Source organism: Variovorax sp. V15 (assembly GCF_041154425.1).
Classification (GTDB): Bacteria; Pseudomonadota; Gammaproteobacteria; order Burkholderiales; family Burkholderiaceae_C; genus Variovorax; species Variovorax guangxiensis.
Genome location: NZ_AP028659.1, coordinates 6,035,814 through 6,061,262 on the forward strand (window position 1 = coordinate 6,035,814; position 25,449 = coordinate 6,061,262).

20 protein-coding genes are annotated in these 25,449 nt (G+C 68.3%); all 20 read right to left on the reverse strand.

Annotation, left to right across the window (positions count from 1 at the left end; all coding sequences use genetic code 11):
• Positions 1-51: 51 nt before the first annotated feature.
• The 20 genes from tagH to ACAM57_RS28765 all read right to left on the reverse strand — a co-directional run bounded on the left by tagH (position 52) and on the right by ACAM57_RS28765 (position 25,414).
• Positions 52-1,713 (reverse strand): type VI secretion system-associated FHA domain protein TagH, encoded by a 1,662-nt coding sequence (gene tagH / locus ACAM57_RS28670; protein WP_369659790.1) that lies wholly within the window; start codon positions 1,711-1,713, stop codon positions 52-54.
• Between the two features lie 89 nt (positions 1,714-1,802).
• Complete coding sequence (locus tag ACAM57_RS28675) at positions 1,803-1,970, reverse strand: hypothetical protein (protein ID WP_369659791.1); 168 nt, start codon at positions 1,968-1,970, stop codon at positions 1,803-1,805.
• A gap of 6 nt (positions 1,971-1,976) precedes the next feature.
• Positions 1,977-3,272, reverse strand: coding sequence for a TIGR02270 family protein (locus tag ACAM57_RS28680; RefSeq protein ID WP_369659792.1), 1,296 nt, complete (start codon positions 3,270-3,272; stop codon positions 1,977-1,979).
• A gap of 10 nt (positions 3,273-3,282) precedes the next feature.
• Positions 3,283-4,170, reverse strand: coding sequence for a hypothetical protein (locus ACAM57_RS28685; RefSeq protein ID WP_369659793.1), 888 nt, complete (start codon positions 4,168-4,170; stop codon positions 3,283-3,285).
• A 13-nt stretch (positions 4,171-4,183) separates the two neighbouring features.
• Positions 4,184-5,332, reverse strand: a complete 1,149-nt coding sequence (locus ACAM57_RS28690) for a PAAR-like domain-containing protein (protein WP_126025736.1) — start codon at positions 5,330-5,332, stop codon at positions 4,184-4,186.
• Positions 5,333-5,342: 10 nt separating this feature from the next.
• Positions 5,343-6,386, reverse strand: a complete 1,044-nt coding sequence (locus ACAM57_RS28695; RefSeq protein WP_369659794.1) for a hypothetical protein — start codon at positions 6,384-6,386, stop codon at positions 5,343-5,345.
• Positions 6,383-7,510, reverse strand: coding sequence for a DUF2169 domain-containing protein (locus ACAM57_RS28700; protein WP_369659795.1), 1,128 nt, complete (start codon positions 7,508-7,510; stop codon positions 6,383-6,385). The genes ACAM57_RS28695 and ACAM57_RS28700 overlap by 4 nt, the downstream gene beginning before the upstream one ends.
• 15 nt (positions 7,511-7,525) lie before the next feature.
• Complete coding sequence (locus ACAM57_RS28705; protein WP_369659796.1) at positions 7,526-8,020, reverse strand: DUF6484 domain-containing protein; 495 nt, start codon at positions 8,018-8,020, stop codon at positions 7,526-7,528.
• Between the two features lie 30 nt (positions 8,021-8,050).
• Positions 8,051-9,520, reverse strand: a complete 1,470-nt coding sequence (locus ACAM57_RS28710; RefSeq protein ID WP_369659797.1) for a type VI secretion system Vgr family protein — start codon at positions 9,518-9,520, stop codon at positions 8,051-8,053.
• On the reverse strand, positions 9,454-10,428 hold the full coding sequence (locus ACAM57_RS28715; RefSeq protein WP_369659798.1) for a type VI secretion system Vgr family protein: 975 nt from the start codon (positions 10,426-10,428) through the stop codon (positions 9,454-9,456). Before ACAM57_RS28715 ends, ACAM57_RS28710 begins: the two co-directional genes overlap by 67 nt.
• 69 nt (positions 10,429-10,497) lie before the next feature.
• The gene (locus tag ACAM57_RS28720; protein WP_126025731.1) at positions 10,498-10,893 is read right to left on the reverse strand and encodes a DUF4150 domain-containing protein; all 396 of its coding nucleotides are present in this window, start codon (positions 10,891-10,893) and stop codon (positions 10,498-10,500) included.
• Between the two features lie 21 nt (positions 10,894-10,914).
• A complete protein-coding gene (locus ACAM57_RS28725; protein ID WP_369659799.1) occupies positions 10,915-11,559 on the reverse strand; it encodes a DUF3540 domain-containing protein in 645 nt (214 codons plus the stop codon).
• Between the two features lie 27 nt (positions 11,560-11,586).
• Positions 11,587-12,639, reverse strand: coding sequence for a pentapeptide repeat-containing protein (locus ACAM57_RS28730; protein ID WP_369659800.1), 1,053 nt, complete (start codon positions 12,637-12,639; stop codon positions 11,587-11,589).
• A complete protein-coding gene (locus ACAM57_RS28735; RefSeq protein WP_369659801.1) occupies positions 12,636-15,230 on the reverse strand; it encodes a DUF2169 domain-containing protein in 2,595 nt (864 codons plus the stop codon). Before ACAM57_RS28735 ends, ACAM57_RS28730 begins: the two co-directional genes overlap by 4 nt.
• Before the next feature lie 19 nt (positions 15,231-15,249).
• On the reverse strand, positions 15,250-18,315 hold the full coding sequence (locus tag ACAM57_RS28740) for a type VI secretion system Vgr family protein (protein WP_369659802.1): 3,066 nt from the start codon (positions 18,313-18,315) through the stop codon (positions 15,250-15,252).
• Positions 18,316-18,340: 25 nt separating this feature from the next.
• The gene (gene tssH / locus ACAM57_RS28745) at positions 18,341-21,055 is read right to left on the reverse strand and encodes a type VI secretion system ATPase TssH (protein ID WP_369659803.1); all 2,715 of its coding nucleotides are present in this window, start codon (positions 21,053-21,055) and stop codon (positions 18,341-18,343) included.
• Entirely contained in the window at positions 21,052-22,170 is a 1,119-nt protein-coding gene (gene tssG / locus ACAM57_RS28750; RefSeq protein ID WP_369659804.1) for a type VI secretion system baseplate subunit TssG, read from the reverse strand. Before tssG ends, tssH begins: the two co-directional genes overlap by 4 nt.
• On the reverse strand, positions 22,167-24,059 hold the full coding sequence (gene tssF, locus ACAM57_RS28755) for a type VI secretion system baseplate subunit TssF (RefSeq protein ID WP_369659805.1): 1,893 nt from the start codon (positions 24,057-24,059) through the stop codon (positions 22,167-22,169). The genes tssG and tssF overlap by 4 nt, the downstream gene beginning before the upstream one ends.
• Positions 24,060-24,066: 7 nt before the next feature.
• Positions 24,067-24,582, reverse strand: a complete 516-nt coding sequence (tssE, locus tag ACAM57_RS28760; protein WP_126025725.1) for a type VI secretion system baseplate subunit TssE — start codon at positions 24,580-24,582, stop codon at positions 24,067-24,069.
• Positions 24,575-25,414 carry a type VI secretion system accessory protein TagJ gene (locus tag ACAM57_RS28765; RefSeq protein WP_369659806.1) on the reverse strand — a complete coding sequence of 280 codons (840 nt, stop codon included), beginning with the start codon at positions 25,412-25,414 and terminating at the stop codon, positions 24,575-24,577. Before ACAM57_RS28765 ends, tssE begins: the two co-directional genes overlap by 8 nt.
• Positions 25,415-25,449: the final 35 nt, after the last annotated feature.

Consider the following 25,449-nt stretch of genomic DNA (forward strand, 5'->3'; position numbering starts at 1 on the left):
TTGTGGGGGCTTCGACCGGGGTCGTCGTTCTTCCTGCTCCGGCTCTTGTACCTACTGACCGTCGGACTTCAGGCGCGCCATCTGCTCCTCGTAGGCCTCGAGGAAGGCCTTGCCGAAGAGGCTGTGGAAGTCGTCCTCCGCCTCGCTCGCGATGCCGCCGTAGAGCGACACGAACTGGTCCCACAGCTTGGCCTTGCGGTTGGCGCTGAAGAGCGCGTCGAGCGCCGTCTTCGCACTGATCTTCTTCTCCAGCTCCGCAGGCTCGAAGCGCGCGATGACATGGGCCAGCGCGGCGCGCATGCCCACCATCACGCCGAACTGGTGGGCGCGCAGGTCATTGAAGGCATCGCGCATCGCGGCCTCGGGCGGCATGAAGCCGCGCACGCCGGGGCCCAGCAGGTGCGCCAGCGCCACCTCGACAGTGGGCGAGAACTTCAGCGGGTTGTTGGCCTGCGCCGCGATCATCGTGACCTCGGCGCGCACCTCGCGCTTGAACTCCTGGCGCGTGAGCAGCAGCTGCAGCGTGCCCTCGGTGGCGCTGCGCAGCATCGAGCCGATGCGCTCCATCAGGCCCGGCGTGAGCATCTCGGGCGGCTGGTGCGTGCTCGCGAGGCCGCGCAGGAAGGCGGCGAGCAATTCGTCGTCGCTGGCCATGCGCTCCGGTGCGGGTGCGGCGGGGCGTGGAACCGGCGCCGGCGCCGGAGGCCTCAGCGGTTCCAGCGGCCTGCCCGAGCCTTCCGGCCCGCTGATGCGGATCGGCTGGCCGGTCATGTCGTCGAACTGTGCCGGCGATGGTGCAGGCACGGGCACCGGTGCGGGCGGCTTTGGCGGCTCGACGGCCTTGGGCGGAGTGAAGCCGAACTGGTCGATCGGCAGATGGTCCGGCCGCGGCACGGGCGTGGCCGGCGCCGCCTGCTGCAGGGCCGCCAGCGGATCGGCGTTCGATGCGGTGTTCGGCTGCAGCAGCGGATCGGCCAGCGGCGACAGCGCGAGCGGATCGCCGCCGATGCCGCCGCCACCGCCCACACCGCCGAAAAGCTCGTCGATGTTCGCCGCCTTGCCATGCGCGGGCGGCGCACCGAGGTCGGAGAAATCATCGAGCGCCCCGAGGCCGGCCGCTGGCGTCGACGAAGGCGTGGGCCCGAGCAGATTCGCGAAAGGATCGACCTGCGCGGCCTGCACGTTGCGCGAGCCGCTTTCCATCGGGTCGGGAAAGAGCAGCGAATCGGGCAGCGCGGCCGCGGGAGCCGCCACTGCAGGCGCAGCCGGTGCCGGCGCAGGAGCGAGGCCCGCGAGCAGGTCGGCGAAGGGATCGTCGCTCGACGACGCGGCAGCGGCAGGCGCGCCCGCGGGCGCCCCGATCACAGTGTTGGGAATGGCCAGCGAAGGCGGCGGCGCGGCGGCCGTCGCGCGCACCGTGAGCTCGAAGCTCCCGACCACCAGCCGCGCGCCATCGGTCAGCGCCGCCTCCTTGCCCGAGCCCAGCGACACGCCGTTGCACTGCATCGGGTTGCTGCCCCGGTCGATGACGAAGTACTGCCCGTCGCGGCACAGCACCTGCGCATGCACGCGCGAGACCGTGCGGTCGGGATCGTCGAGCACCAGCGTGTTGGTATCGGCCCGGCCGATGGTGCCGCCATTGGGGCCGAAGTCCGCAGAGATGGACTGCCCCGCCGGAGCGCCTTGCCGGGTGATGACAGCGATATGGATCATGAATCGGCCCCCGAAGGCTCTTTGCCTGAATGCACCCGAACAAACTCGCAGGGAGTATTCATTCCGTGGGACATGTTGGCAATCTCGCCTTAAGAGGTATGCCATTGCAGCCAGGCTGCGATGGCGGTGAAGACCAGGGCGACGAGGAGCCAGGTGCGCGTGGCGGGATCAGAGTGCCCGGCGTTGCGCGTCCAGCGCAGGGCCGCCGCGACAGCGAACACGAAGGCCAGGAGCGCGAGGATGTACGGGGTACGCATGAACGCTCAGGCCTCGGGTCCGCCAAGCCAGCGCTGCTGGCGCCACGCAGGAGCTCCGGTCGGAAACAGCGCCGTGCCGGGCCGAAGCAGGCACAGGTATTCCGAGGCCGCCCGGCGTTGCCGCTGGCAACCCCGGGCGCGCACCTGGACGGCGTGGTCCCACGACGGTGGCGCTCCCATGAAGTGGCGAACGCCCTCCGGAAAGCCCTGCGCGCGAACGGCCCACGCGTCGGCGACCTTGCCCGCGTCGGGCCAGGGCAGGCCGTCGTCTTCGTCCATCGCAACGTCGTCGTCCGCCGGATCGTCCATCGGACCGGTCTCGGCGCCATCGGGTGGCTTGCGCTCCAGATCGTGCTCCGCGAGATCGAGGCCGGTGATCAGCGTGAAGGCTTCGCCGGCCAGGCGCGACAGGGAAGCATCGTCCATCCTGTCGATCAGCCAAGGCACCCAGCGCGGATCGCCGTTCGTGCCAAGGCCGCGAATCAGTTCTCGCGCATCCGCCTGCGACTCGAACAGAGACTTCAGGATCGGCACCGCCTGCTCGGGCGAGGCGAGCTTGAGCAGCAGCCCGATGGCTTGCGCCCGGTGCGGCCTGCCTGCGCCCGTCTCCTCGTGCAGTACCCGTATCGCTGCATGCCGGTCGCCGAGCAGCACCGCCGAACGCGCAGCCTGAAAACGGCAAGCGGCGTCCTCATCGGCCAAGGCGCGCACGCAAGCGCCCTGCAGGTCCAGCCTGCCGCACTCCCCTGCGATGCGAAGCGCGTGCTCGCGCAACAAGCTGTCCGGATCGCCCAGCGCCGCCACCAGCGGCGCGCCCGGATCGACGCGATGCGCACCGCAGGCCAGGATGCCCACCATGCGATGGAATGCCGATGGAGAAGCCAGCAGCCCGCCGGTGATGCCGCGCAACGAAGGCGCTGAAACCCATTCGAAGGCGGCCAGCACGCCGGGGCGGCACTCCGGCAAGGCATGCGCGAGCGCCAGCACCTTGTCGAGGCAAGGGCCGTCGTGCGTGTCGAGCGCCAGCGCGGTGGTTGCGAAGAGTTCGCCCGGGCCGGGCATGGCCAGCGCCGTCGCGCACAGATGTGCGCCGTACGCACCCGCCACGGCAAGACCGTCCAGATGTGCCGCCAGCCGGTCGTCCAGGCGGCGCAGATGATGCAGCCTGACATGAGGCGCATCGACCATCCGCGCCCGCACATGGAAGAGCACCGCGCTTTCCTCCGCATGCTGCGCGACGACGGCCGGCACGGGCCTGTTCAGGGCCATGCCTTCCGTGTTGTTCGCCGCGACGATGCTCATGGCCTCGCCCTCACTCCCAGCGGCGCCAGGCGGCGCCATCGAACGAGCAGATGTTCTGCTGCCCGACCGACCACAGCACACCCTCCGCATCGGTGAGCTTGTAGCAGCTGTCGGGAGCGTCGCGGCCGAAGTCGACCGGCACGAGCGCATCGCCCTGCAGCTCGTACAGTGCGCTCATGCTCGCCACGTACAGGCGGCCCATGAACCAGCGCAGGTCCCAGAAGTCGTCCATGAGCCCCTCGGTCTCGAGCACCTCCCAGTCCTGCCCGCGGCCTCGCAGCAGCGTGCCTGCCTGGCCGCAGGCGTAGACATTCCCCTCGCCGGCGCAGCACACGCCGCTGAGCACCACGTTGACCGGACTCGGCCCCTGGGTCCAGGCGCCGGCTTGCCAATGCCACAACTCGCCTTCCCAGCCCACGGCATAGATGTCGTCCGCGCCGAAGCCGTCGATGGCTTCGAAGCCGGCGACCTCGTCGTCGCCCTCCGCAGCCGGCGCGTGCATGGCGGTCCACTTTCCTTCTCCTGCGCGCCTGAACACCTCGCGGTTCATGCCGCAGGCATAGGCGTATCCGTCTATGGCGGCACAGGCGCGCAGGTCGAAGGCGTCGCGGATCTTCTCGCTGCCCTCCTGTCCACCCACGTAGGTGAATACCTGGCCGTCGCCGGAGACGGCGACGAGCTTCTCGGCGGGTTTGCGCACAACGCAGATACCGGCCGCACGCCATGCCAGATCCTTGACATTGGCGATCTCACCTTCGTCCACGCTGCCCAATCGAGTGTGGGCGATGCCTTTCTTCTGGAGCTTCTTGTCCTGAAGCGCAAGATAGACGAGGTCCTTGAAGCGCGCTGCGCCTCGCGATATCAGGTTGTCCTTCGACAGTCCCAGCCGTTGTGCCATGTACGCTCTCCTTTCAGCGGGATCTCTTGTTGCCCAGCGCCTTGAGCGGATCCAGAGCCGCCTCGCTCGCGACGTCGGACCCCGAAGGCGAATGCTTCACCTCGGCGTCCTTCAGGTCCTTCGAGCACATGTCCTTGTGCCCCTCGGTGAGCTGCGCCTTCAGGCACTTGTTGCTGCAGTTGGACGACTTGAACACCTTCTGCGCGCTCTTCACGCAGAGGTTCATCTCCTTGGCGAAGGACTGCGTCGTTCCCGCGCCCACCTTCTTGCCCATGAACTTGTGGGCCGCATGGCGCAGCCCGTGGCTGCCCTCGGTGTTGCTCGGCCCCTCCGCACACATGCAGGGCGCAGCGCTCATCTTGTAGTTCTTCCAGCCGGGCAGCTTCTTGCCCTTGGAGACCGCCGCCGTGTAGAAGGAGCTCTTGGGTATCACGTGATCGGGCGTCTGGCTCGGGCAGCAGCCCTTCACGCCGTCCTTCTGCGCGTTGTAGGGCACGAGCCTGCACTTGCGCGCGCGCAGGCACTTGTCGGCCGCCTCCTTGCCCTTGATGGCGTCGAGCGACATCTTGTTCCAGTCCGCCCCGCGCCCCCGCTGCTTCTTGATGCCGATGTTCATACCGGCGGCGGCGCACACGTTCTTCGTGCCCTGCTTCTTGAAATCCTTGCAGGCGGCCTTCTCGCGCTTGACTTCCTTGTCGCACGCCGCCTTGGCCGCGCCGGGCGCCATCGATTCCAGATGCGGCCACGGAATCGACTCGTTGCCCGGATACGAGCTGTGGTTGTGCGTGGTGATGTCGAGGTGGCGCACCACGTTCTCGCCCTCCACCAGCACGTCCATCGACCAGCGCGAGAAATAGATCTTTCCCATGTTGGTGCTCGTGACCAGACCCTTCTTGGGCGCGCAGCCGGCTTCGTCGCCGCTGCTTCGCTTGAAGTAGCTCTTGTTCTTGAGCATCACCTGCTGGCCCGAGATCTCGACGCTGGTCGAGCCGTCGGTCGTATCCGACGAGAAGCCCGTGTTCGGATACGGAAGCGGCACGCCCGGCGGCGTGGCCGGCGTCTGCGGCGGAGTGAAGCAGACGTCCGGAAAGGCGCACATGGTCTTTCCGCTCGCGGCCTTGCACGAGATCTCCAGGGCGTTGGCGAAGACCTTGTTGCTCATCGCGCGCTCCTCAGACCGCGGCCTCTTCGAAGCGCATCACGGTGCAGGCCCGCTGCCCCGCATCGTTCGCCATGTGCACCAGCACGGCCGGCCCCGGCGCATACCCGCGGCGGCCCGCCGCATCCGCCACGGCCAGCGCGGCGACTCCGGCCACGGCCCCCGCCTCGCCGATGCATTCGGCCGGATGCCAGATGTCGAAGCTCTCCTTGCGCTGGCGCAGCGTACGCGCAAGCGCGAGCGTCGCCTCCTTGAAGTAGTACTGCTCGCCCGACAGGTCGGTGACGCGGTAGTCGATGTCGTGCATGCCGCAGCCGGCCTGCGCCAGCCCCGCCTCGATGGCTGCGCTCAGGCCGTCGCCGCGCAACGGCTCCTCGGTGTCGATGTGCGCTTTCTCGATGCCGAAGCCGATGCCCGCGCACACCAGCCCTCCCTCGCCGCCCGGGCCGCCGGGGACGCCCACGAGCAGCGCCCCCGCACCCTCGCCGGGAATGAAGCCGTTCGAGTTCCCCGCCGTCAGCACGCGATTGCCGCGTTCGTATGCGCCGAGCGTCGGCCACTCGAGCAGACTGTCGACGGCGGCCACGAGCACCAGCGGCACGCCGCCGCCGATCAATCGCTGCGCCTGCGCGAGCGCCACCACCACGCTCACGCGGCCATGCGCGACCACGAGCGAATCCGCCGAGAAGCGGGCCCCGAGCAGATCCTGCAGCTCTTCGAAGAGCAGATCGTCGAGCCCCTGCAGGCGCCCCGGCCTTTCGTGTTCGGCCACGCACAGCAGCAGGGGGATCTCGTCCCATCGCTCGCGCGCCACGCCGGCCAGGCATTCCTGCACCGCCAGCGCGGCCATGCGGACCAGCTTGGCTCGTCCGCGCCATGGCTTCTCCAGCGGCACGGCGTGCGCCATGATCCGCTCGCCCTCCGAATCGATGAAGCGCGTCTCGCTCGGGTTGGTGACCTTGGCGCGGATCGCCGCGCAGGATGCGGCCGCGTTCAGCCCCACGCTGGTGACCAGACCCGTGCGCCGGATGCAGATGGCTGAGGTCGGCATGCTCATGCGACCTCGTCCAGCTCTTCGTCGTCCGGCACCATCGGCACCATGATCACGGGAATGGGGAAAGGCGCGGCATCGCGCTGCTGCCACCATTCGCGCCCTTTCTTGCCGACCATGACCTGCGCGACCTCGAAGATGTCCTTTTTCAACGGCCGCGTCATGCGCCAGGTGAGGCTGAAGCGCCCCTCGTCGGGTTCGATGACCACCGTGTCGAGCGTGGCCGTGTGGTCCTCCCGCTCGCCATCGCGAGTGAATACGTGCACCGGCGCCACCAGGTGGGGAATGGTGAAGCGCGTCAGTCCACCGGGCGTCAGGTTGGCCATCAGCACCTCGACGGGGCCGTTGCGGAAGTGGTCGAGCGGCACCTGCTGGTCGAGCGGTGCCGCCTGGAAATACTGCTCGTCGAAATCGGGCGGCAGGAAGGGAAAGTGCTTCTGGCGCCACGCGTCGTCGTAGGTGCCGGCAAAGCGATGGCGCGGATCCCACCCGCGCCCCACGGGTCCGAGGGCCACGGGCCGGTAGTTACCGTCGGGCGCGCGCACGGCGTGATCGATTTCTTCCGTGGCCGGCAGCGGCCAGCCCTCGACCCATTCCACCCGCATGTGCCTGTGGAAACCGCGCCCGACCGGGTTGGCCATGAAGGCGGCGTGCTGGGCAGGGTCCTCATGCAGGAGGTCGACGCCGCCGAAGGCCACGTCGTACGAGATCGGCTGCCGCACGAACACGCCAGGCGGTGTCGAGCCGACGCCGGCGATTCCGCATTCCCACTGGCGCGGCCCGACCACCGCGAAGGTCTTGCTCCAGCTGCCGACCCGCAATCCCACCTCGACGCGCGACGCGGGCCGGCCGCCCGGCGCGTACGCGCTACCCAGCAAGAGAATGTCGCAGCGCGGCTTGCGCGGCGCGAAGTCCACTTCGTAGACCGGCGCCGAGAGCCCCGGTGCGCCGGTGAAGGTATCTGCCATTACCAGCGGCAGCTGCGCCTCGTGCAGCACGATGCCGTCCGGCGCGTCGGGCGGCGGAATGCGGAAGGTTCCCTTGGCGACCACCACGAGCAGTTCCCGTCCGCTCGGCTCGACGCCCAGGTTGAACCCCGCGACCATGCGGGTGGCATTGAGGAGTTCCACGTACCCTCTTCCCGCTCAGTTCAGCTGCACCGAGCCACCCTTGACGCGGTTCACGCCCGTCGAGCGGCTCGACACATAGCTACCCTGGATCAGCACCTTGCCGGCCCGCGTGAGCGTGATGCTGGCCTTGCCGCAGCGCAGCACCAGCTCGTCCCTGGCGCTCACCAGCATGCGCTCGCCATCCGCATCGACTTCCACTTGCGCCGGCGCATCCGGCAGCGGCCATCCGTGCGCGCCACGCAGCACGCCGATCACGATCGGGCGCGCCGGATCGGCGTTCTCGAACATCAGCACCACCTGCCGGCCGATATGGGCGCCGTGCAGGTCCACCACGCTGCGCGCACGCACCGCGGTCGTGCCGGGACGCCCCCCGAGCACGACGAGCGGCGTCTGTCCCTCGTCCGCGATGGCGACCAGCTCCGCGGTCGTCACGGAATTCCAGAGCGCGATGGCCGCCGGCTCCTCCATTTCCGTCCTGAGTTCTTGCTCGATCGAGTCCCTGCCGCTCATGGTTCTCTCCTTGAATTTCTTCGCCCGCGCTCAGTTCTGAAGGATCTTCGAACCCTTCATGAGAATGTTCCCGCCGGCCTTCTGGTTGATCTTTCCGGAGGCATCGATCGTGATGTCCTTCCCCTTGATCACGATGGTCCCGTCCTTCTTCATCGTGATGCTTGCGCTGCCCGTGGTGATGGAGATGGAATCGCCCGCGTCGATCACCAGGTTCTTTCCGACGGACAGCGAGTCGTCCTTGCCCACGCTGGTAGTCCGTCCCGAACTCACGCTTCGCGATTCGTCCGCGCCCACGTTGGTCGACAGGTTCGCGCCCACATCCACCGACCGATTGGCCCCGATGCTGCTCGACTGGTTCGCCCCCACGCTGATCGTCTGGCTCGCCCCCACCGTCACCGCCTGCATCGCCCCTACCGTGATCTCCTGCGCTGCCCCCACGGTGATGGTCTCGTTGATGCCCACCGTGTGCGTGCGCTGCAGCGCCACCGTGGCGCTCTCGCTCGCGCCCACCGTGATGGTGCGGTTCTGGCCGATGGAGATCGTCTCGTTCAGGTCCACCGTCTCGGTGCGGTTCTGGTGGATGGTGATGGTCTCGTTCTTGTCCACCGTCTCGGTGCGCTGGCCGTGCACGGTGATGGTCTCGTTGTTGTCGACCGTCTCGGTGCGGTCGTGCTTCACGTGCGTGGTCTCGTCGTGGTCGATGGTCTTGGCGCGGTCGTGGCCGACCCAGTGCGTCTCGTCGTTCTCGACCTCGATGTCCTGGTTCTTCTCGGCGTGCAGGTACACCTGCTCCGATCCCTTCTTGTCCTCGAAGCGGAATTCGTTGCAGTTGGCCGCGCTGCCCTTGGGCGTGGAGCGCGTGCGAAAGCCGCTCTGGGTGTGAGTTCCGAAGGGAATGGGCTGGTCGTCGTTGTAGACGCGGCCCACGATCAGCGGCCGGTCGGGGTCACCGTTGAGGAAGTCGACGATCACCTCCTGGCCGATGCGCGGGCAGAAGTAGCCGCCCCATCCCTTGCCCGCCCAGGGCTGCGACACGCGCACCCAGCAGGTCGACTTCTCGTTGCTCTTGTCGTAGCGGTCCCAGTGGAAGTGCACCTTCACGCGGCCGAAGTCGTCGGCGTGGATCTCCTCGCCCGAGGGGCCTACTACGATGGCCGATTGCGGGCCCGGCATGACCACGCGCGGTGTCAGCCGCGGCGGATGGAAAGGCATGTCGACCGGAAACACCGTCAACAGGAAAGCGCTTGCGCCCGGGCGGCTCGCATCGAGCGACGGCATCCGGGCGGCGACCGCCTCGAAGGCCGGCAAGGTGTCGGCCAGCACGGCGTCGTCCGCGAGAGCTTCTCTCAGAAGCCGTGTCGGCGGGGCCGGTGGCTCCTCGATGTCCGCGCCTTCGTAGCCCGGGTGGCTGGCGACGAAGGTGCAGGCGGCGATCACGTAGTCGCTGTCGCGCGTGCCGTCAGGGTCGTTCTCGAACTTGAAGCTGCGGCCCGCCGCCACGTCGGGCCAGGGCGTGAGCGCCCAGTGGCGCTGGCGGCGCGCGCCGATCTCCTCGCGCGCAGCTTGCCCTTGTCGTCGGCATCGCCACCGTTGAAGTACCCACCCGCGAACTCGAAGGCCTCGAACTCGGCCAGCTCGTGCTTGTCGGGCGTGCCGCCGGCGGCCTCCAGCTTCTTCTTGATCGCCTTGAAGTCGCTGTCGGTCGATGCGTACTTGCCGGTGTCGAACTGCCGCTCGCTGACCCAGCGCGAGATCTCGTTGAAGCGCGCTTCGGCGGCGTCGCTCGTCACGTAGCGCAGGGTGTCCGCGGCCGGCAGCTTGTCGTGCGCCATGTCGCTCGCGTCCGACATGTGCATGGTGCCCGGCGCATCGTGCGCGTCGAACCAGTAATAGATACCTTCGTCTTCCAACAGGCGCGATAGGAACTGATAGTCGCTTTCCTGGTGCTGCACGCAGTAGCGGCGCGGCTTGTGGGTGCCGACCACGTTGTCGGTGCGGGTCTTCTTGAAGCGCTTGATCGGGCTGTCCTCGAACACCGCATCGAGCACGTCGAGCACGGGCTTTTCCTGATGGATGCGCGAATTGCTGCGCTTGGTGAGCAGCCAGAACCACGAGCGCAAGGTGAAGCGGTATTCGAAGTAGCGCCCCGCATGGCCCGCGCGCACGAAGCGCACCGCGTGGCCCTGGCAATGGCGTTCATGGCTGCCCCCATCTGCGTCCTCGAAGCCGATGACGACGTCGAAGGCGCGCCCCAGGATGTCCTTCGCATCGATGGCCTTGTTCTCCGACAGCACCGTGAGTTCGTATGTCGACGGGCGCGCCAGTGCCTCGTGCCCCACGATGCGCCAGAACATGAGCTCGTCCTTGACGGGCGAGTCGCTCTCGATGCGGAACTCCTGGTCTGCCATGAATGGCTACTCCCCTTGTTCTGTACGAGCGGCGCTCTTTCCGCGCCACCTAGGCATCTGCGATGCGCTCTACGGCGCCAGCAGCAACACCAGCGGCTGGCTCGGCACGGTGCGCACGCCCGGGCAATTGGTGCTGTTCTGCAGCGACACGCTGGTCAGCCGCGACGCAGGCATGCCCATCATCAGGACGGTGAAGGCCCCCGTGAGGTGCCGGCTCGGCCCCATCACCGTTCCCGAGGCCACGCCCAGCAGCACGCCGGAGTTGTCGCCGTTGGTCATCGGAATGGTGGTGCCGAGGTTGTGGGCCGGGCCGCCCATGATGAGGATCGTGGGGCAGTTCGGAATCGCCATGGGGCCCATGGCGATGTTCGGGTACGGCACCGGAATGGGCGACGGCGCGGCGGGCGTGATGCAGACATCGGGAAAGCCCATGTCCGTGCCCATCAGCTGGCAGTTGGCGAACATTTTTTCGTCTCCCCCGTCGCCTCAGCCGAAATGGATCTGCGCGCCGCGCGCCTTCACCAGCTCGCGGCCGTTGACCAGCGTGTGCTCGCCTTCGATCCGCATCAGCTGCTTCGCCTCGCACTCGACGTGCGTGGCCGCCACGCGGTCGATGCCATCGGTGGTGCGCAGGTAGTGCCTGCTGAAGTGCTGCACCCGGTCCATCACCGAGGAGAGTACCGAGCCCACGAGCTTGAGGCTGGTGCCGACCACGCTGAGCTGGCGGCCGACGACGTCGGCGGTGTCGGTGGCAAGGCGCGTGCGCTGGGTGGCGACGTCGAGTTCTTCGGCAGCCAGTTCGATGCGTCCACCCTCGGCAGCGATGCGCATGCCGGCGCCCCCCTCGCAGCTCACGACGTTGGCCGTGCCTTCCTCGCGCTGCAGCACGGCCATGATCCAGACTTCATCGGGCGCGATGCGCAGGCAGGCCACGCTGTCGCCGGCCGCCGGCTCCAGCAGGCAGCTCGCCGCGCGGCGTGCGCGCAGCTTCAGCTCGCCGCTGGCGACCACCAGCCGGCCCTTTGCCCCGGAGCCGAGAATGCCTACGCACCATTCGCCGGGAATGGCCTTCGCGGCCTGGCTCTTCCTGCCGGTGCGCGCTTTCGTCAGCGTCGTCGTTTCGTTGTTCATGATGGCGGTCCCTCTGTGTTCGTCGTGTCAGGCGACCAGCGGCTGCCAGCGCTCCGATTCGGACAGCTCCGAGTCGGTCTCGAGCGCACGCGCGCGGTCGGTCATCTGGGCGTTTTCGGTGACGGCGGCATGCAGCACGGTACGCACCATGGTGGCGCGGCGCAGGTCGGCCGTGGTGAGGTCGGCGTGGCGGAAGTCGGCGTAGGTCAGCTCGGCGCCGGTGAATTTGGCGCCTTGTACTTTCGCGCCCGCGAAATGGGTCTGGTACAGGTCGCAGCCTGCGAAGCTGGCCTGCGGCAGGACGGCGCCAGTGAAAAGCGCCTGACGCAGCCTTGCGCCAGAGAAGTCTGCAGCCTTGCCGCTGGCCGCGCAGAAGATCGCCGACGGCGCGACGGCCTTCACGAACTTCGCGCCATCGAGCGTCGCGCCCTGGAAGTTGCACTGCTGCAGCGTGACGCCGCTGAAGTCGGCGCCGCTCAGGTCGGCGGACGAGAACTGGCAGCCGTTCAGCTCCAGCCCGGCGAACGACATGCCCTTGAGCGAGGTCTTGAAGAACACGTTGCGCAGCATGCGCGCGCCGACCCACGTCAGGTGCGAGAGATCGCATTCGTTGACGGTGGTGTATTGCCAGCTGGTGTCGTCGGCGCAGACGTCGAGCAGCACCGACTGGCTGATCACCGCGGAGTCGAGCGGCACGCCGCGCAGCACGGCATGGTCCAGCCTGCAGCGAGTGACGGTGGCCATCGTCATCGCCGACTGCGCCATCTGCGCATGCGTCAGGTCGCACTCCGTGAACACGGCGCCGTGCAGGTTGGCCTCGCGCAGGTCCACGTGATCGAGCTTGCAGCGGTTGAAGACGGCCTTGCGGAGATTGGCGCCGGATGCGATGGCGCCGCGCAGGTCGCAGCAGTCGAATACGGCTTCGCGCAGATCGGTCCCTCGGAAATCCGCTTCGGCGAAATTGACTCGCGAGAAGATCCCGCCGCCGAGCGCAAGGCCTGCGTAGCGTCCCTTGTGCAGGTCGAGGCCTTCCAGCGCCTCGCCGACGCTGATTGCAATGGACAGGAGGTTCGGGCTCATGCCGCCGCCTGCTGTTCCGGGGTGAGCCGGGGCCAGGTGCGCGCCCGCCTGAGCAACGCCCCGTCGAAGTTCGTCGAACCGTCGAGCCGCACCCGTCCGAGGTCGGCACCGAAGAGATTGCTGCGCCGCAGGTCGGCCCCCCGCAGATCCGCCGACTGGAAGATCGCGTCGCTGAAGTTCACGCCCGACAGTAGCGCGTTCGAGCAGACGGCCTTGCGCATCAGGACGCCCTTGGCACTGGCGAGTCGCAGGTCCGCGCCTTCGAGCCGGGCTTCGCAGAGGTTGGCGCCATCGAGCACCGCACGGATCAGCCTGGCCTCCCGCGCATCGGAGGCACCGAAATTGAAGTTGCGCAGGTCGGCCTGGCTCATGTCCGCACCGGCCAGGCTGCTTCCCTTGACCGCCACGGTGCCGGCGCAGCGCGCCGCCATCAGCTTCGCGCCGTCGAGCTTGCTGGTCACGAAGGTCGCGTTCTCGATCTTCGCCGCATGCATGTCGACGCCCGAGAGGTCGGACTCGATGAAGTTGCAGACGGACAGGTTCGCCTCCGGCCACCGCATGCCCTTGAGGTCCAGCTTGTGGAAGACCTGCCCGCTAAGGTCTGCACCGGCCCAGTCGGCATCGCCCCATGTGGTCTGCAGCAGATTCGCCTTGGCGAATTTCGCGCGTCGCATCTGGGTGCCGGCGAACGCGCAGTACATGAGCGTCGCCCCGCTGAAGTCGGCGTCGTCGAAGACACCGCGAGCCAGCCGCGCCTTGCCGAGATTGGCCCTGGCGAATTTCGCGCCGATGGCGATCGCGCCTTCCAGGTTCGCATGCGCCAGCACCGCGCCCGTCAGGTTGGCGCCGGAGAGATTGGTATTGGCCAGGTTCGCGCTTTCCAGCCACGCGCCTTCCAGGTTCACCTCCCGAAGGTCGAGGCCCGAGAGATCGGCGCCGGTGAGATCAATGCCCGCGAAGAACTTGATGCCCGCCGCGCTGGCACGCGCCATCTCGCCGCGCAGCTTCCCGGCCTCGCGCGCCGGCATCGGGAAGGCTGGCGGCTGCATGTGCGCGGACTGCAGATAGCCGGCGCGATGCGCGTCCTCGATCTGGCACAGCTTCGGGTAGATCGGCGCCAGGTTGACAGGCCGCGTTCCCACGGCCGCCTGTGCCTGCATTTCCGCCATGTGCCTGTCGGGGTCGTACTTCGGCGGACCGCGGTGCTGCAGTTTGGCGAGATCGATCTTCTGCTCCTGCGACATCGCCAGCGCCCGCTCGACGACCGTGACCGCATCCTCGACCGCCGCCCACCGCTGGGCCTCGGCCTCCTTCATCTTCTTCTCCAGGTAGGGCGGAAGCTCGTCGCCGACCGGAACCTTCTCCCGCGGCGGCATGCGGATTCCCAGCGCATCCGGGTCCTTGCCCATGGCGATGGCCTTCTCGCGCGCGAACACCACATCCATCTCGGCGCGACGCCGCTGGGCTTCGCCCTGCAGGCCCTCGGTTCCGAAGGGCGCCTTCGCAGCCTCCACGTCCGGATCGGCGGTGCTCACGCCTTCCGGGAGCAGGTCGCTGTCGACGATGGCATAGATCGGGCCCAGCTTCGGGTCGGCCCGCTTCGCTGCGGCGTCGAGGTAGTGCGCGTCGGAGCGGATTTCTCCGATGCGCTCGACCGCGCCCATGAGGCTGACCACGTCGGAGCCGTCGTCGGTGCCGACCTCGGCTAGCCCCTGGAAGATCGCGATGCAGCGTTCGGCATGCGGGAAGAACCACACGGTGGTCAGCCGCAGCGGCACCTCCCGCACCTTGGGCTCGCCCACGGCCATCCTGTAGCCGACGAACACGCGCGCCCGCATGCCCGGCAGGCGGCCTTCGATCAGGCGCTTGTGCGGGTGCATGTTCTCGAATGAGAACGGCTCGTCGCCGGTGAGCGCCGCACCCATCCACTGGTCGGGCGGCGCCAGGTTGAAGTAGCGCCAGTCGGTGTCGGGCGCGAACCCCGGCGCATGCTGCTTCAGGTAGTCGGCGTCGTAGGTGCCGCGGTATTGCACGCGCTGCGGGTGCATCACGTCCAGCGCCCCCATGCCGGCCGGCGCGATGGCCTGGTCGGGGCGCAGCAGGCGGTCATGAGGCAGTTCGATGTTCGGCAGCCATGCCACGCCATCGATCTTCTGCCTGCCCCGCCCGCCTGGGTTGAGGGGAAAGTCCGCGCCGCCGTAGGCCCTGGACCAGTCCAGCGGCATCTCCGGGAAAGGCCGGGCCTTGCTCGGGTTAGAGCCATCCCAGTAGCGGTCCCCGAGCACCAGCAGGGTTTTCTCCTGCGTGCCGAACCGGGCCCGCACGGCGCAACCGTCAGTGCGGTCCGGCGGCGGGAAGGCCTTGCCATGCACCAGGAACTCCGGCGTGAGCTTGGCCACGCCCTCGTCGATCAGGGGTTGCGCCATTTCCTTCCCGAGGAAGGACCACATCGACTGCTCCGCCCAAAGCGTTCCGCGCTCGCCCTGTGCGAACGGCAGGTGCAGGCAGGCGCTGATGCTGAGCCCGAAGCGCTTGCGGAATTCGATGGGGCGCGTCGACAGGCCGAGCGCCTGGGGTTTGAGGACTTGCATGGTCGCTTGGCGCCGATCCCTATTCCCAGTCGTCGTTCGGCGGCACCCCTCCGTCCAGCGGATCGGATGACGGCGGCGGTGGCGGTGGCGGTGGCGGTGGCGGTGGCGGCGGTGGCGGTGGCGGCGGTGGCGGTGGCGGCGGCGGCGGTGGCGGTGGCGGTGGCGGTGGCGGCGGCCGCGGCGCAGGGGGCGGCGCCGGGGGCGTCGGGCTCCACTCCTGTGTCGGCTCAGCGGGCGCGCCCACCCCGGGCGCCGGAGGCGGCGCGGGTGGAGCCGGCGGAGGCGGGGGCGGTGCGGCGGAACCGTCCGCATTGACCGATTCATCGGCCGCCAGGCGTTCGCCGCCTGTGCCGACACCGGCGGCGCCCAAGGCGCCGACGATCAGTTCGCCGCCAGCGATGGCGACAGCACCGATCACCGGAATGCTGCCGATCACACCTTCCATGCGACGGTTGCGCGTGATCGCACCGAGAGAGCGCAAGCGGCCAGCAAGCCCGGGCAGGTGCGCGGCATCGGCTTCATTGGCAGCGTTGTCCAGCGCATTGGCGGCGTCCGCGTACTGCTTCAGCGTCGCGGCAATATCCGCGTCCGCGCTGGCCAGGCCCGCGACTGCTCCCAGCGCACCGGCGATAGCCGCGCCGCCCGCACCACCGGCACCCGCGCCCGGTGTGAAGGTATGCAGCGCAGCCTGCTCCACGTCGATCGGAAACGCCTGGATCTCCGGCGCAACACCGGACGACAGCTTGACACCCAGCGCGGTATCGATCGCCACGCCCCCGAAGTTGGAGATGGCAATGGCCAGCGCGTTGTCGATGCTCATGCCCATGAAGGTCGAGCGCGCTATGCCCAGGTTGGCTTCGCTGTTGGTGCCGATGTAGCCGCTGGTGTTCGGCCCCAGGATGGTCGTGTTGGAGCCGACCGAGGTCGCGTCGATGCTGCCCACCGCCATCATCTCGATGCCGGTGTTGCTCATCAGCTTGATCTTGTTGGCCATCAGGTGCAGCGGCCCGGTAGGCACCGTGATGTACTTCGAACTCGACCCCGTCACCATCCAGTCGATGTGCCCGGCCTCGAAGCTCATCTTCGCGGCCTTGTAGGTGACGTTGCCGCTGACGGTGATGGTCTGGTTGCCGATCACGTTGCGGGTCTCGCCCGCGCGCGAGGTGTCGGTGCGCGCACCGGTCACGTCGCTCAGGCTGGTGCCGGTCACCATGGTCTTGTCGTTGCTGTCGACAAAAGTGGTGCGGTCGCCCACCACCTGGTTGTTCTGCTTCCCCTTGACCGTGTTCTTCTGGTCCACCACCACCATGTTGGTGTCGTTGCGCGTCACCGTGCTCTTGCGGTCGCGGTCCACGTGGTTGGTCTGGTCGCGCTTGACGGTGACGCTCTGGTCGCGGTCGACGGTGGTGGAGTCGTCGCGCTCCACGCTGCGGCTCATGTCGAGTTCGGCGTGGATGTTGATCTTTTCCTCGCCCTTCTTGTCCTCGAACATGATCTCGTTGTAGTTCGAAGAGCCGCCGCCGGGCGTGGAGCGGGTCTTGAAGCCGCTCTGCGTCGGCGACTTGTAGGGAATGGGCTGGTCGTCGTTGTAGACGCGGCCCATGATGATGGGCCGGTCGGGGTCGCCGTTGAGGAAGTCGACGATCACCTCCTGGCCGATGCGCGGAATGAAGTAGCCGCCCCAGCCCTTGCCGCCCCAGGGCTGCGACACGCGGATCCAGCAGGTCGACTTCTCGTTGCTCTCGTCGTAGCGGTCCCAGTGGAAGTGCACCTTCACGCGGCCGTGGTCGTCCACGTGCAGCTCGTCGCCCTTGGGGCCGACGACGATGGCGGTCTGCGGGCCCGGCATGGTCACGCGTGGCGTGAGGCGGGGCGTGCGGAACAGGCGCTCGACCGGCATCACGGTGAGCAGGAAGATGCTGCTGCCGGTCTGCGCGGCCGAGAGCGCGGGCGTGGCCGCGATGATCTCTTCGAGCACCGGCAGCGTGTCGGCGTTCACCGCGTCGTCGCGCAGCACGTCGGCCAGCGCGGCATGCACGGGCTGCGCCAGGGTGTTGCCGCTGACGCCCTCGTAGCCGCGATGGCTGGCGACGAAGGTGCAGGCCGCGATCACGTAGTCGCCGTTGCGCGTGCCGTCGGGGTCGCCTTCGTACTTGAAGCCGCGACCGGCCGTGACGTCGGGCCACGGCGTCACTGCCCAGTGGCGGTCGCGGCGCGCGTTGAGCTCGTCGCCGCGCAGCTTGGCGCGGGTCTCGGCGTCGTCGCCGCTGAAGTAGCCGCCTGGAAACTCGAACATCTCCAGGCTTGCGAGCTCGTGGTCGTCCGACGCATCGATGTCGGCGCCCAGCTTCTTCTTGATGGCCTTGAAGTCGCTGTCGCGCGAGGCGTGCTTGCCGGTGTCGAACTGGCGTCCGCTCACCCAGCGCGAGATCTCGTTGAAGCGCGGTTCGGCGGCGTTGACGGCCATGTGGCGCAGGGTGTCGGCCGCCGGCAGCTTCTCGTGCGCCATGTCGCTGGCGTCCGAAAGATGCATGGTGCCGGGCGCGTCGTGCGCGTCGAACCAGTAGTAGATGCCCTCGTCCTCCAGCAGGCGCGAGAGAAAGCTGTAGTCGCTTTCCTGGTGCTGCACGCAGTAGCGGCGCGGGTTGTGCGTGCCGACCACGTTGTCGGCCTTGGTCTTCTTGAAGCGCTTGATGGGGCTGTCCTCGAACACCGCGTCGAGCACTTCGAGCACCTTCTTCTCCTGCAGGATGCGGGAGTTGGCGCGCTTGGTGAGCAGCCAGAACCACGAGCGCAGGGTGATGCGGTATTCGTAGTGCCGCCCCATGTGGCCCGCGCGCACGAAGCGCACCGCATGGCCCTGGCAGTGGCGCTCGTGCGTTGCGCCATCGGCGTCCTTGAACCCGATCACCACGTCGAAGGCATGCCCGAGGATGTCCTTCGCGTCGATGGCCTTGTTCGTCGAGATCACCGTGAGCTCGTAGGCCGACGGGCGCGCCAGCGCCTCGTGCCCCACGATGCGCCAGAACATCAGGTCGTCCTTGGCGGGTGAATCGCTCTCGATGCGGAACTCGTTGTCGGCCATCTTTTTCTCTTGGGGTGGAGGCTTGTCAGTCGAAGGCGTAGGTGAAGTCCGCGTCCTTCACGTCGAGCGCGACCCGGCGGATCTCCCCGCCCGATGCCAGCCGCTGCAGGTACTCGACCGAGATCGTCGGCAGCACGGTGTTGGTCAGGATCGCGTCGATCACGCGCCCGCCCGACTCCGGGTCCTGGCAGCGCGCGACCACCTGGTCGACCACCGCGTCGCTGTACTCGAAAGGCACGCCGTGGTTGGTTTCCACGCGCTTCTTGATGCGGCCCAGCTGCAGCCGCACGATCTTCTTCATCATCTCGGGCGACAGCGGGTAGTAGGGAATGGTGACGATGCGGCCCAGCAGCGCGGGCGGGAACACCTTCATCAGCGGCGCCTTCAGCGCATCGGCCAACGCGTTGGGCTCGGGCAGCAGCTCGGGGTCGCGGCACATGCTCATCACCAGCTCGCTGCCGGCGTTGGTGGTCAGCAGGATGATGGTGTTCTTGAAGTCGATCATCCGGCCCTCGCCGTCTTCCATCCAGCCCTTGTCGAAGACCTGGAAGAAGATCTCGTGCACGTCGGGGTGGGCCTTCTCCACCTCGTCGAGCAGCACCACGCTGTACGGGCGGCGACGCACCGCCTCGGTCAGGATGCCGCCCTCGCCGTAGCCCACGTAGCCCGGAGGCGCGCCCTTGAGCGTGGAGACGGTGTGCGCCTCCTGGAACTCGCTCATGTTGATGGTGATGATGTTCTGCTCGCCGCCGTACAGCGCCTCGGCCAGCGCGAGCGCGGTCTCGGTCTTGCCCACGCCGGAGGTGCCGCACAGCATGAACACGCCGATGGGCTTCTGCGGGTTGTCCAGCCGCGCGCGCGAGGTCTGGATGCGCCGCGCGATCATCTCCAGGCCGTGCTTCTGTCCGATCACGCGCTGGTTGAGCGTGTCGGCGAGCTTGAGCACCGCCTCCACCTCGTTCTTGACCATGCGGCCGACGGGAATGCCGGTCCAGTCGGCAACCACCGAGGCCACGGCCTGCTCGTCAACCGAAGGCAGGATCAGCGGCGACTCGCCCTGCACCGCATGGATCTTCGCCTGCAGCTCGTGCAGTTCGGCGAGCAGCGCGGCACGGTCGGGTGCGGCTTCGGCGGCGGCGGCAGGTGCGGCCGCATCGGCATTGGCGGCAGCAGGCGTATCCACCGGCTTGTTCCCCGCACGCAGCTTGCTTCGCAGCTCCAGCAGCCGGTCGACCAGCCCCTTCTCTTCCTGCCAGCGCGCGTTGAGCGCATCGAGCTGCACCTTCGACTCGGCCAGCAGCGCGGCCACCTGCGCCGCGCGCTTGGTCACGTCGATGCCGATGGCCTCTTCGCGCCCGATGATCTCCTGCTCCACCGTCAGCCCCTCGATGCGGCGCATGCAGTCTTCCACCTCGGGCGGCGTCGCGTGCTGCGACACGGCCACGCGCGCGCAGGCGGTGTCCAGCAGGCTCACGGCCTTGTCGGGCAACTGGCGCGCGGGAATGTAGCGGTGGCTCAGCTTCACCGCAGCTTCGATGGCCTCGTCGAGCAGCTGCACGCGATGGTGCTTCTCGAGCACGCTGGCCACGCCGCGCAGCATGAGGATGGCCTTGGTCTCGTCGGGCTCCGGCACCTGCACCACCTGGAAGCGGCGGGTGAGCGCCGGGTCCTTCTCGATGTACTTCTTGTACTCGGCCCAGGTGGTGGCGCCGATGGTGCGCAGGTTGCCGCGCGCGAGTGCGGGCTTCAGCAGGTTGGCCGCATCGCCGGTGCCGGCCGCGCCGCCCGCGCCCACCAGCGTGTGGATCTCGTCGATGAAAAGGATGATGGGCGTGGGCGAGCTCTGCACCTCGTCGATCACCTGGCGCAGGCGCTGCTCGAACTCGCCCTTCATGCTCGCGCCGGCCTGCAGCAGGCCGATGTCCAGCGTGAGCAGCTTCACGTCCTTCAGCTGCGGCGGCACGTCGCCGCGCGCCAGGCGCTGCGCGAAGCCTTCGACCACGGCCGTCTTGCCGACACCGGCCTCGCCGGTGAGCAGCGGGTTGTTCTGGCGGCGACGCATGAGGATGTCGACGATCTGGCGGATCTCCTCGTCGCGGCCCGTCACCGGGTCCATCTCGCCCTTCTTGGCCTTCTCGGTGAGGTCGACCGCGAACTTCTTCAGCGCATCGCCCTTGCCCATGGCGGCCGGCGCCATCGCGCCGGAGTCCTCGCCGGGCGCGCCGCTGCCCATGCCGGTGCCGTCCTGCGCACGCATCTGCGCCTCGGGCGAGGCATCGCAGATCTTCGCGAAGTTGTCGGCCAGGTCCTCGACCTTGACCTTCTCGAACTGCTTCGACAGACCGAACAGGGGGTTGCGCAGGCTCTGCGTCTTCAGCATGCCCACCAGCAGGTAGCCGGTGCGCACCTGCGCCTCGCCGAACTGCAGCGTGGCGTAGGTCCATGCGCGCTCGATGGCGTTCTCGATGTGCGGCGAGAAGTCGCTGATGGCGGTGGCGCCGCGCGGCAGGCGGTCGAGCGCGGCGGTCATGTCCTTGGCGATGACCGACACGTCGAGACCGTAGTGCTGGATCACGCGGTGCAGGTCGGAGTCCTGCGCCTGCAGCAGCTGCGCGAACCAGTGCTCCAGCTCCACGTACGGATTGCCCCGCATCTTGCAGAACACGGTGGCGCCTTCGATGGCCTTGTAGGCCAGCGAGTTGAGCTTGCCGAAAAGGGCGGTGCGGCTGATTTCACTCATGAGGGACTCCGTATCTCTTCTGAACGAATGAAGGTGGGCTTGTTGAAAGACTGGCTGCCGATGCGCACGTCGGCCGCGTCGCGCGAGCGCGGGCGCTGGCCGAGCCACGACACCCAGCCGAGGCGGGGCGCGCTGCCCTTCGCGTCGCCAAGTCGCGTGAGCGGCACCTGCGCCTTCTCGAGCACGAGTTCTGCGTCCCACTCGAGTTCGTCGCCGAGCAGCTGCTGCATCCAGCGCTGCAGCACGGGGCGGGCATCGCCGATGGGCAGGAACATGCGGTACTGCTCGAGCGTGAGCGGGCCTAGATGCAGGCGCACGCGGTGCTGGCGGTCCCACGCCCGGGTGCCGAGCATGGCGCCCATGCCCATCGATCGCGAACTCTCTCCCTGCCCCAGCCGCGTGAGTTCGCCGGCCGGCAGGCTCATCCAGTGGCCGACCCAGCGCTCCAGCCTCACCGGCACGCCGAAGTAGCAGCACAGCACCGACTCCACGCTCTCCACGTTGTGCACGCGGCGCGCGAGCCAGCCCGAGAAGTGCAGCCGTGCGTCGTCATGAATCTCGTCGCGCTCCACGCGGCCCGGCGCGCCGATGCCCACCAGCGCGCCGATCTGCAGGCGGAAGCGGTCCTCGCCCGGCCGGTCCAGCGCCACGGCCGGACGCGACTGCGCCCACGCGCGGTAGAAGTGCAGCGAGAAGCGGTGCGAAAAACTGTCGAGAAAGGCCAGCCATGTCGGGTCGCCATGGTTCAGGCTGCGCTCGCGGATGAAGTCGCTCAGGTGCACCGGCAGCGGCCCGTTGGGGCCGATGTAGCCGAAGAACTGCTGGCGCAGGCGCGGCGGCGAATGCACGGTGGCGGGCTCGAAGCGGCTGAAGCTCGCGGGCGCGAACGAGAGCGAAGGCTCCTGCCCCACGCGCACCGGCTCGGCACCGGGCAGCAAGGCGCGACCCCAGCGCGGCGTGGTCTTCGCGACCGACTCCAGCCGGCGCATCACCGCGAAGTAGTCGAAGGCCCAGGGCTCGGCCGACCAGCCGCGCAGCGCGGCATCGACGCGGGCCTGCACGGTGCCCGCACCCTGCCCGGGCGCGCGGGCAGCGCTGGCCAGGTTGCCGGTCACAGGATCTGCCGCGTCCCGCACAGCGGCCTCCAGCGCATGGTCTCGCCCTTGCCCGCGATGCGCAGCACGGTCTCGACGAAATGGTTCACCTCCACGTGGCGCGAGAGAAAGCGCGCCAGCACGGCACCGAAGAGGAAGCTGCTGTGGCCGTGGAAGGCATCCTTGTCGACTTCCAGCGTCACCTCCAGCCCGCGGCCGAAGGCGATCGGCCCCTTCAGCGGCAGGCGGCGCGCCACCGGCTTGCACTTCACCGAAAGCAGCCCGCGCACCTGGCCCTGGCGCATCTCGTCCGCATGCACCGCGTAGAGCATCAGCGTCTCGCGCAGCGCGGCCGCGCCCTGCTCCGGCGTGCTGTCGGACAACGACAGGTAGTTGAGCGCGAGGTGGTCGACCACGCGCCAGCCCAGCCCCTGGCTCACCACCGGCGACACCGGCCGCGAGGGACCGCGCACCATGCGCACGCGCTGCACGGGGAATGAATCGACGCAGTCGAAGTCGTTCTCGCGGCCCAGCGGCATCAAGAGGGGCAGGTCGCGGTTGGTGCACAGCGCGGTCACCGCCAGCTGCCGCAGCGTGGCCGCGTACGGCGCCTGCTGCGGATCGACGATCTGCATATAGACCTCGGAGCCGATGTGGCTGCTGCGGTTGCCCTCCGTGCGCTGGCGCACCGACAGCATGCGCGGCTCGCGCGTGGTCGTGAAGTAGGCCGGATGGCTCAGGCGGCTGCCATGGAAGGCCGAGTAGAAGGGCCGGAACGGCTGCTCGGCCGCCGCCGCGTCGGCGCCCGGCGTGCCGTGGCCGATGACCTCGGTGACGGTGTGCACCTCGAAGTCCTGCGGCCGCGTGCGGTCGGGCACCAGGTGGAACTGGCTCACGCCCTCGTTCAGCGGCACGCGGTCGAGCCGCTTGCTGAAGAGGTTCACCGCGGGCACGCAGTGCAGCAGCACGTTGTCGGCGCTCACGAGTTTTTCGAGGGCCGCGTCGCCGCGCGAGAACAGCAGCACGATCTCGACCTCGCCCACCGGCATCTGGGCCAGCAGCGCCTTCAGCCCGCCGATACGCACGAACTGGAAGCGCTGGGGAAAGGCGAAGTACTCCTGCAGCAGCCTGAAGCCCGAGAAGCCGGTGGCCGTGACGGGCAGCAGCGCCTCGTCGTCCTCGAAGCCGACCGCACCGATGGCGCTCGGCGGCAGGCTGCGCGGCGAGCCCTGCAGGGCGCCGCCCGGCCCCAGCGGCCGCACCAGCACGCCGATGGGCTGGCCCAGCGCGCATTCGTGCAGTTGCCAGGCCACGTCTTCCGCGCCGCCGAAGTGCAGCACAAGGTCGTCGAGCGCGATCTGGCTGAAGTCCAGCCCGGCCGTGGTGCGCAGCACGATGCGCAGGCCGCCGCGGATCGCGCGCGACTGCGGATGCGTGTTCAGCGGGAGGTCGGGCGCGTAGGTGAAGTACTGCGCGCGCTGCACCTCGATGGGCCAGATGCGCAATGCGCTGGCTGTGCGGAACTCGCAGTGCGTGTTCTGCCCCACCGCCTGTCGCGCGCGCAGGCCGCTGCCGCGCGGCAGACTCGGGCCGGTGGCGAGGTTGGCGTCGTCGGGGTCGGGCGCGAACGAGACCACCACCATCGCCGGCGTCGGCGCGAGGAAGTGCGGATAGACGATGTCCAGCAGGTGACCGGTGAAGCGCGGGTATTCGGCGTCGAGCTTCAGGCCCACGCGCGCCGAGAGGAATGCGGTGGCCTCGATGAGCCGCTCCACGTACGGATCGGCGACCTCCTGGCCTTCGATGCCAAGTCGATGCGCAATCTTTGGAAATGCGCGTGCGAACTCTGAAGAGCTTTCGCGGAAGTAGCGCAGTTCCTGTTCGTACAGACTCAGCAGCCTGGGGTCCATGGCGGACTCATCTCGGGTTTTGCGCCATGTCCACTATCTCGATGCGACCTTCTTCCAGGTCTACGCGGCTTCGCATGAGGAACTCCAGCGGCACGGGCTGCGCCCACAGCATGCCGCGGATCTGCAGGCCGATGCTGTTGTGCGAGTCAAGTGCCGGGCCCTCCATGATGAGTTCGACTTCGAGTGTTCGGGACAGGATGCGCGGCTCGAACTGCAGGATTGCGTTCTTCAAAGCCTGTTCCATGCTGACACGCTGCACCGACGAGGTGAACTGGCCAGACAGCATAGGCAATCCGTAGTTGATGACCGAACGCGCCGCGTTGGGGTACTGCCTGTCGTCCATCGAGAGGCCGTAGCCGGTGGCGTTGAAGAGCCAGCCCAGGTCGCGCAGCACGGCCTGGCGCAGCGCCTGCTTGGTCAGCGTGCGCTTGTCGTCGCTCTCGCGCTTCTCGTCGGGCGCGTTGTCGACGAGGCGGTCGAGCAGTGAGGGCTGCAGCCGCTCCTGCGCCGTGAGCTCAGCCATCGACGGCACCTTCGGCCGGCGCCTGCGCCTCGGCTTCGGCCGGCGTGAACAGGATCTCGCGCACGTCCATCAGCGCGTACTCATTGCCGTCGCTGCTGCTGAGCACGCGCTGGCCGAAGCCCGCCCAGACCTCCGGGCGCAGCTCGCGCCACTCGGTCTTGCGTGCCAGGCGCAGCTCGCCGTCTTCCTGCTTCTCGGTGCCTTCGTAGCGCGTGGGAATGAGCGCGAGCGTCTCGCCGCCGTTCTCGAACTGCAGGTGCGCGGGCATCCATACGCAGTCGCGCAGGTCCTCGGGCGGCTCGATCTTGATGTGCGCGAGGCGCGCGTACGGAATCCAGTAGTACTTGCCGTTGACGAAGGCCTCGAGCACAGGGCCCAGCCGCATGTCGGCGTCGGAGAGCCATTCGAAGGGCTTGCCGTCGACGGTGCCGCCGATGGCGGGCGCGCCGTCGAAGGCGCGCTGGCGCAGGTCTTCCGCCAGCTCGCTCTCGCCGCGGCCCTGGCGCAGCAGCGACTCGATGAGCAGCGCCAGCCATTCGTCGGGCTGGCCGAAGATCATCGGCGTGCGCGTGCCGGCGAACACTTCGGCGCGCAGGCCCTCGCAGCGCACGGCCTCGCCGTAGACCTGCTTCATGGGCACGGCCAGCGCGTCGAGCTCGGCGGCCACGGTGAGCTGGTTGAGCGCGCGCTCCCACTGCCCCAGCACGCACAGCAGCTGCGCCATGAACACGCGGTGCTTGCTGTCGGAAGGCCTGGCGCGCACGTCGTCGCTCAGGGCCTTGAGGGCTGCAGCGGGGTCGGCGGCCTTGAGGAATTCGGCGGCGGTGGTCATGGTGTGCGGCTCCTTGTGGCTGGACTGAGTGCGCG

What these genes read in the sequence shown, in the direction of transcription:
- tagH (WP_369659790.1), bottom strand. Translation starts at nt 1,713, where the DNA reads ATGATCCATATCGCTGTCATCACCCGGCAAGGCGCTCCGGCGGGGCAG.
- ACAM57_RS28675 (WP_369659791.1), bottom strand. Translation starts at nt 1,970, where the DNA reads ATGCGTACCCCGTACATCCTCGCGCTCCTGGCCTTCGTGTTCGCTGTC.
- ACAM57_RS28680 (WP_369659792.1), bottom strand. Translation starts at nt 3,272, where the DNA reads ATGAGCATCGTCGCGGCGAACAACACGGAAGGCATGGCCCTGAACAGG.
- ACAM57_RS28685 (WP_369659793.1), bottom strand. Translation starts at nt 4,170, where the DNA reads ATGGCACAACGGCTGGGACTGTCGAAGGACAACCTGATATCGCGAGGC.
- ACAM57_RS28690 (WP_126025736.1), bottom strand. Translation starts at nt 5,332, where the DNA reads ATGAGCAACAAGGTCTTCGCCAACGCCCTGGAGATCTCGTGCAAGGCC.
- ACAM57_RS28695 (WP_369659794.1), bottom strand. Translation starts at nt 6,386, where the DNA reads ATGAGCATGCCGACCTCAGCCATCTGCATCCGGCGCACGGGTCTGGTC.
- ACAM57_RS28705 (WP_369659796.1), bottom strand. Translation starts at nt 8,020, where the DNA reads ATGAGCGGCAGGGACTCGATCGAGCAAGAACTCAGGACGGAAATGGAG.
- ACAM57_RS28715 (WP_369659798.1), bottom strand. Translation starts at nt 10,428, where the DNA reads ATGGCAGACCAGGAGTTCCGCATCGAGAGCGACTCGCCCGTCAAGGAC.
- ACAM57_RS28720 (WP_126025731.1), bottom strand. Translation starts at nt 10,893, where the DNA reads ATGTTCGCCAACTGCCAGCTGATGGGCACGGACATGGGCTTTCCCGAT.
- ACAM57_RS28725 (WP_369659799.1), bottom strand. Translation starts at nt 11,559, where the DNA reads ATGAACAACGAAACGACGACGCTGACGAAAGCGCGCACCGGCAGGAAG.
- ACAM57_RS28730 (WP_369659800.1), bottom strand. Translation starts at nt 12,639, where the DNA reads ATGAGCCCGAACCTCCTGTCCATTGCAATCAGCGTCGGCGAGGCGCTG.
- ACAM57_RS28735 (WP_369659801.1), bottom strand. Translation starts at nt 15,230, where the DNA reads ATGCAAGTCCTCAAACCCCAGGCGCTCGGCCTGTCGACGCGCCCCATC.
- ACAM57_RS28740 (WP_369659802.1), bottom strand. Translation starts at nt 18,315, where the DNA reads ATGGCCGACAACGAGTTCCGCATCGAGAGCGATTCACCCGCCAAGGAC.
- tssH (WP_369659803.1), bottom strand. Translation starts at nt 21,055, where the DNA reads ATGAGTGAAATCAGCCGCACCGCCCTTTTCGGCAAGCTCAACTCGCTG.
- tssF (WP_369659805.1), bottom strand. Translation starts at nt 24,059, where the DNA reads ATGGACCCCAGGCTGCTGAGTCTGTACGAACAGGAACTGCGCTACTTC.
- tssE (WP_126025725.1), bottom strand. Translation starts at nt 24,582, where the DNA reads ATGGCTGAGCTCACGGCGCAGGAGCGGCTGCAGCCCTCACTGCTCGAC.
- ACAM57_RS28765 (WP_369659806.1), bottom strand. Translation starts at nt 25,414, where the DNA reads ATGACCACCGCCGCCGAATTCCTCAAGGCCGCCGACCCCGCTGCAGCC.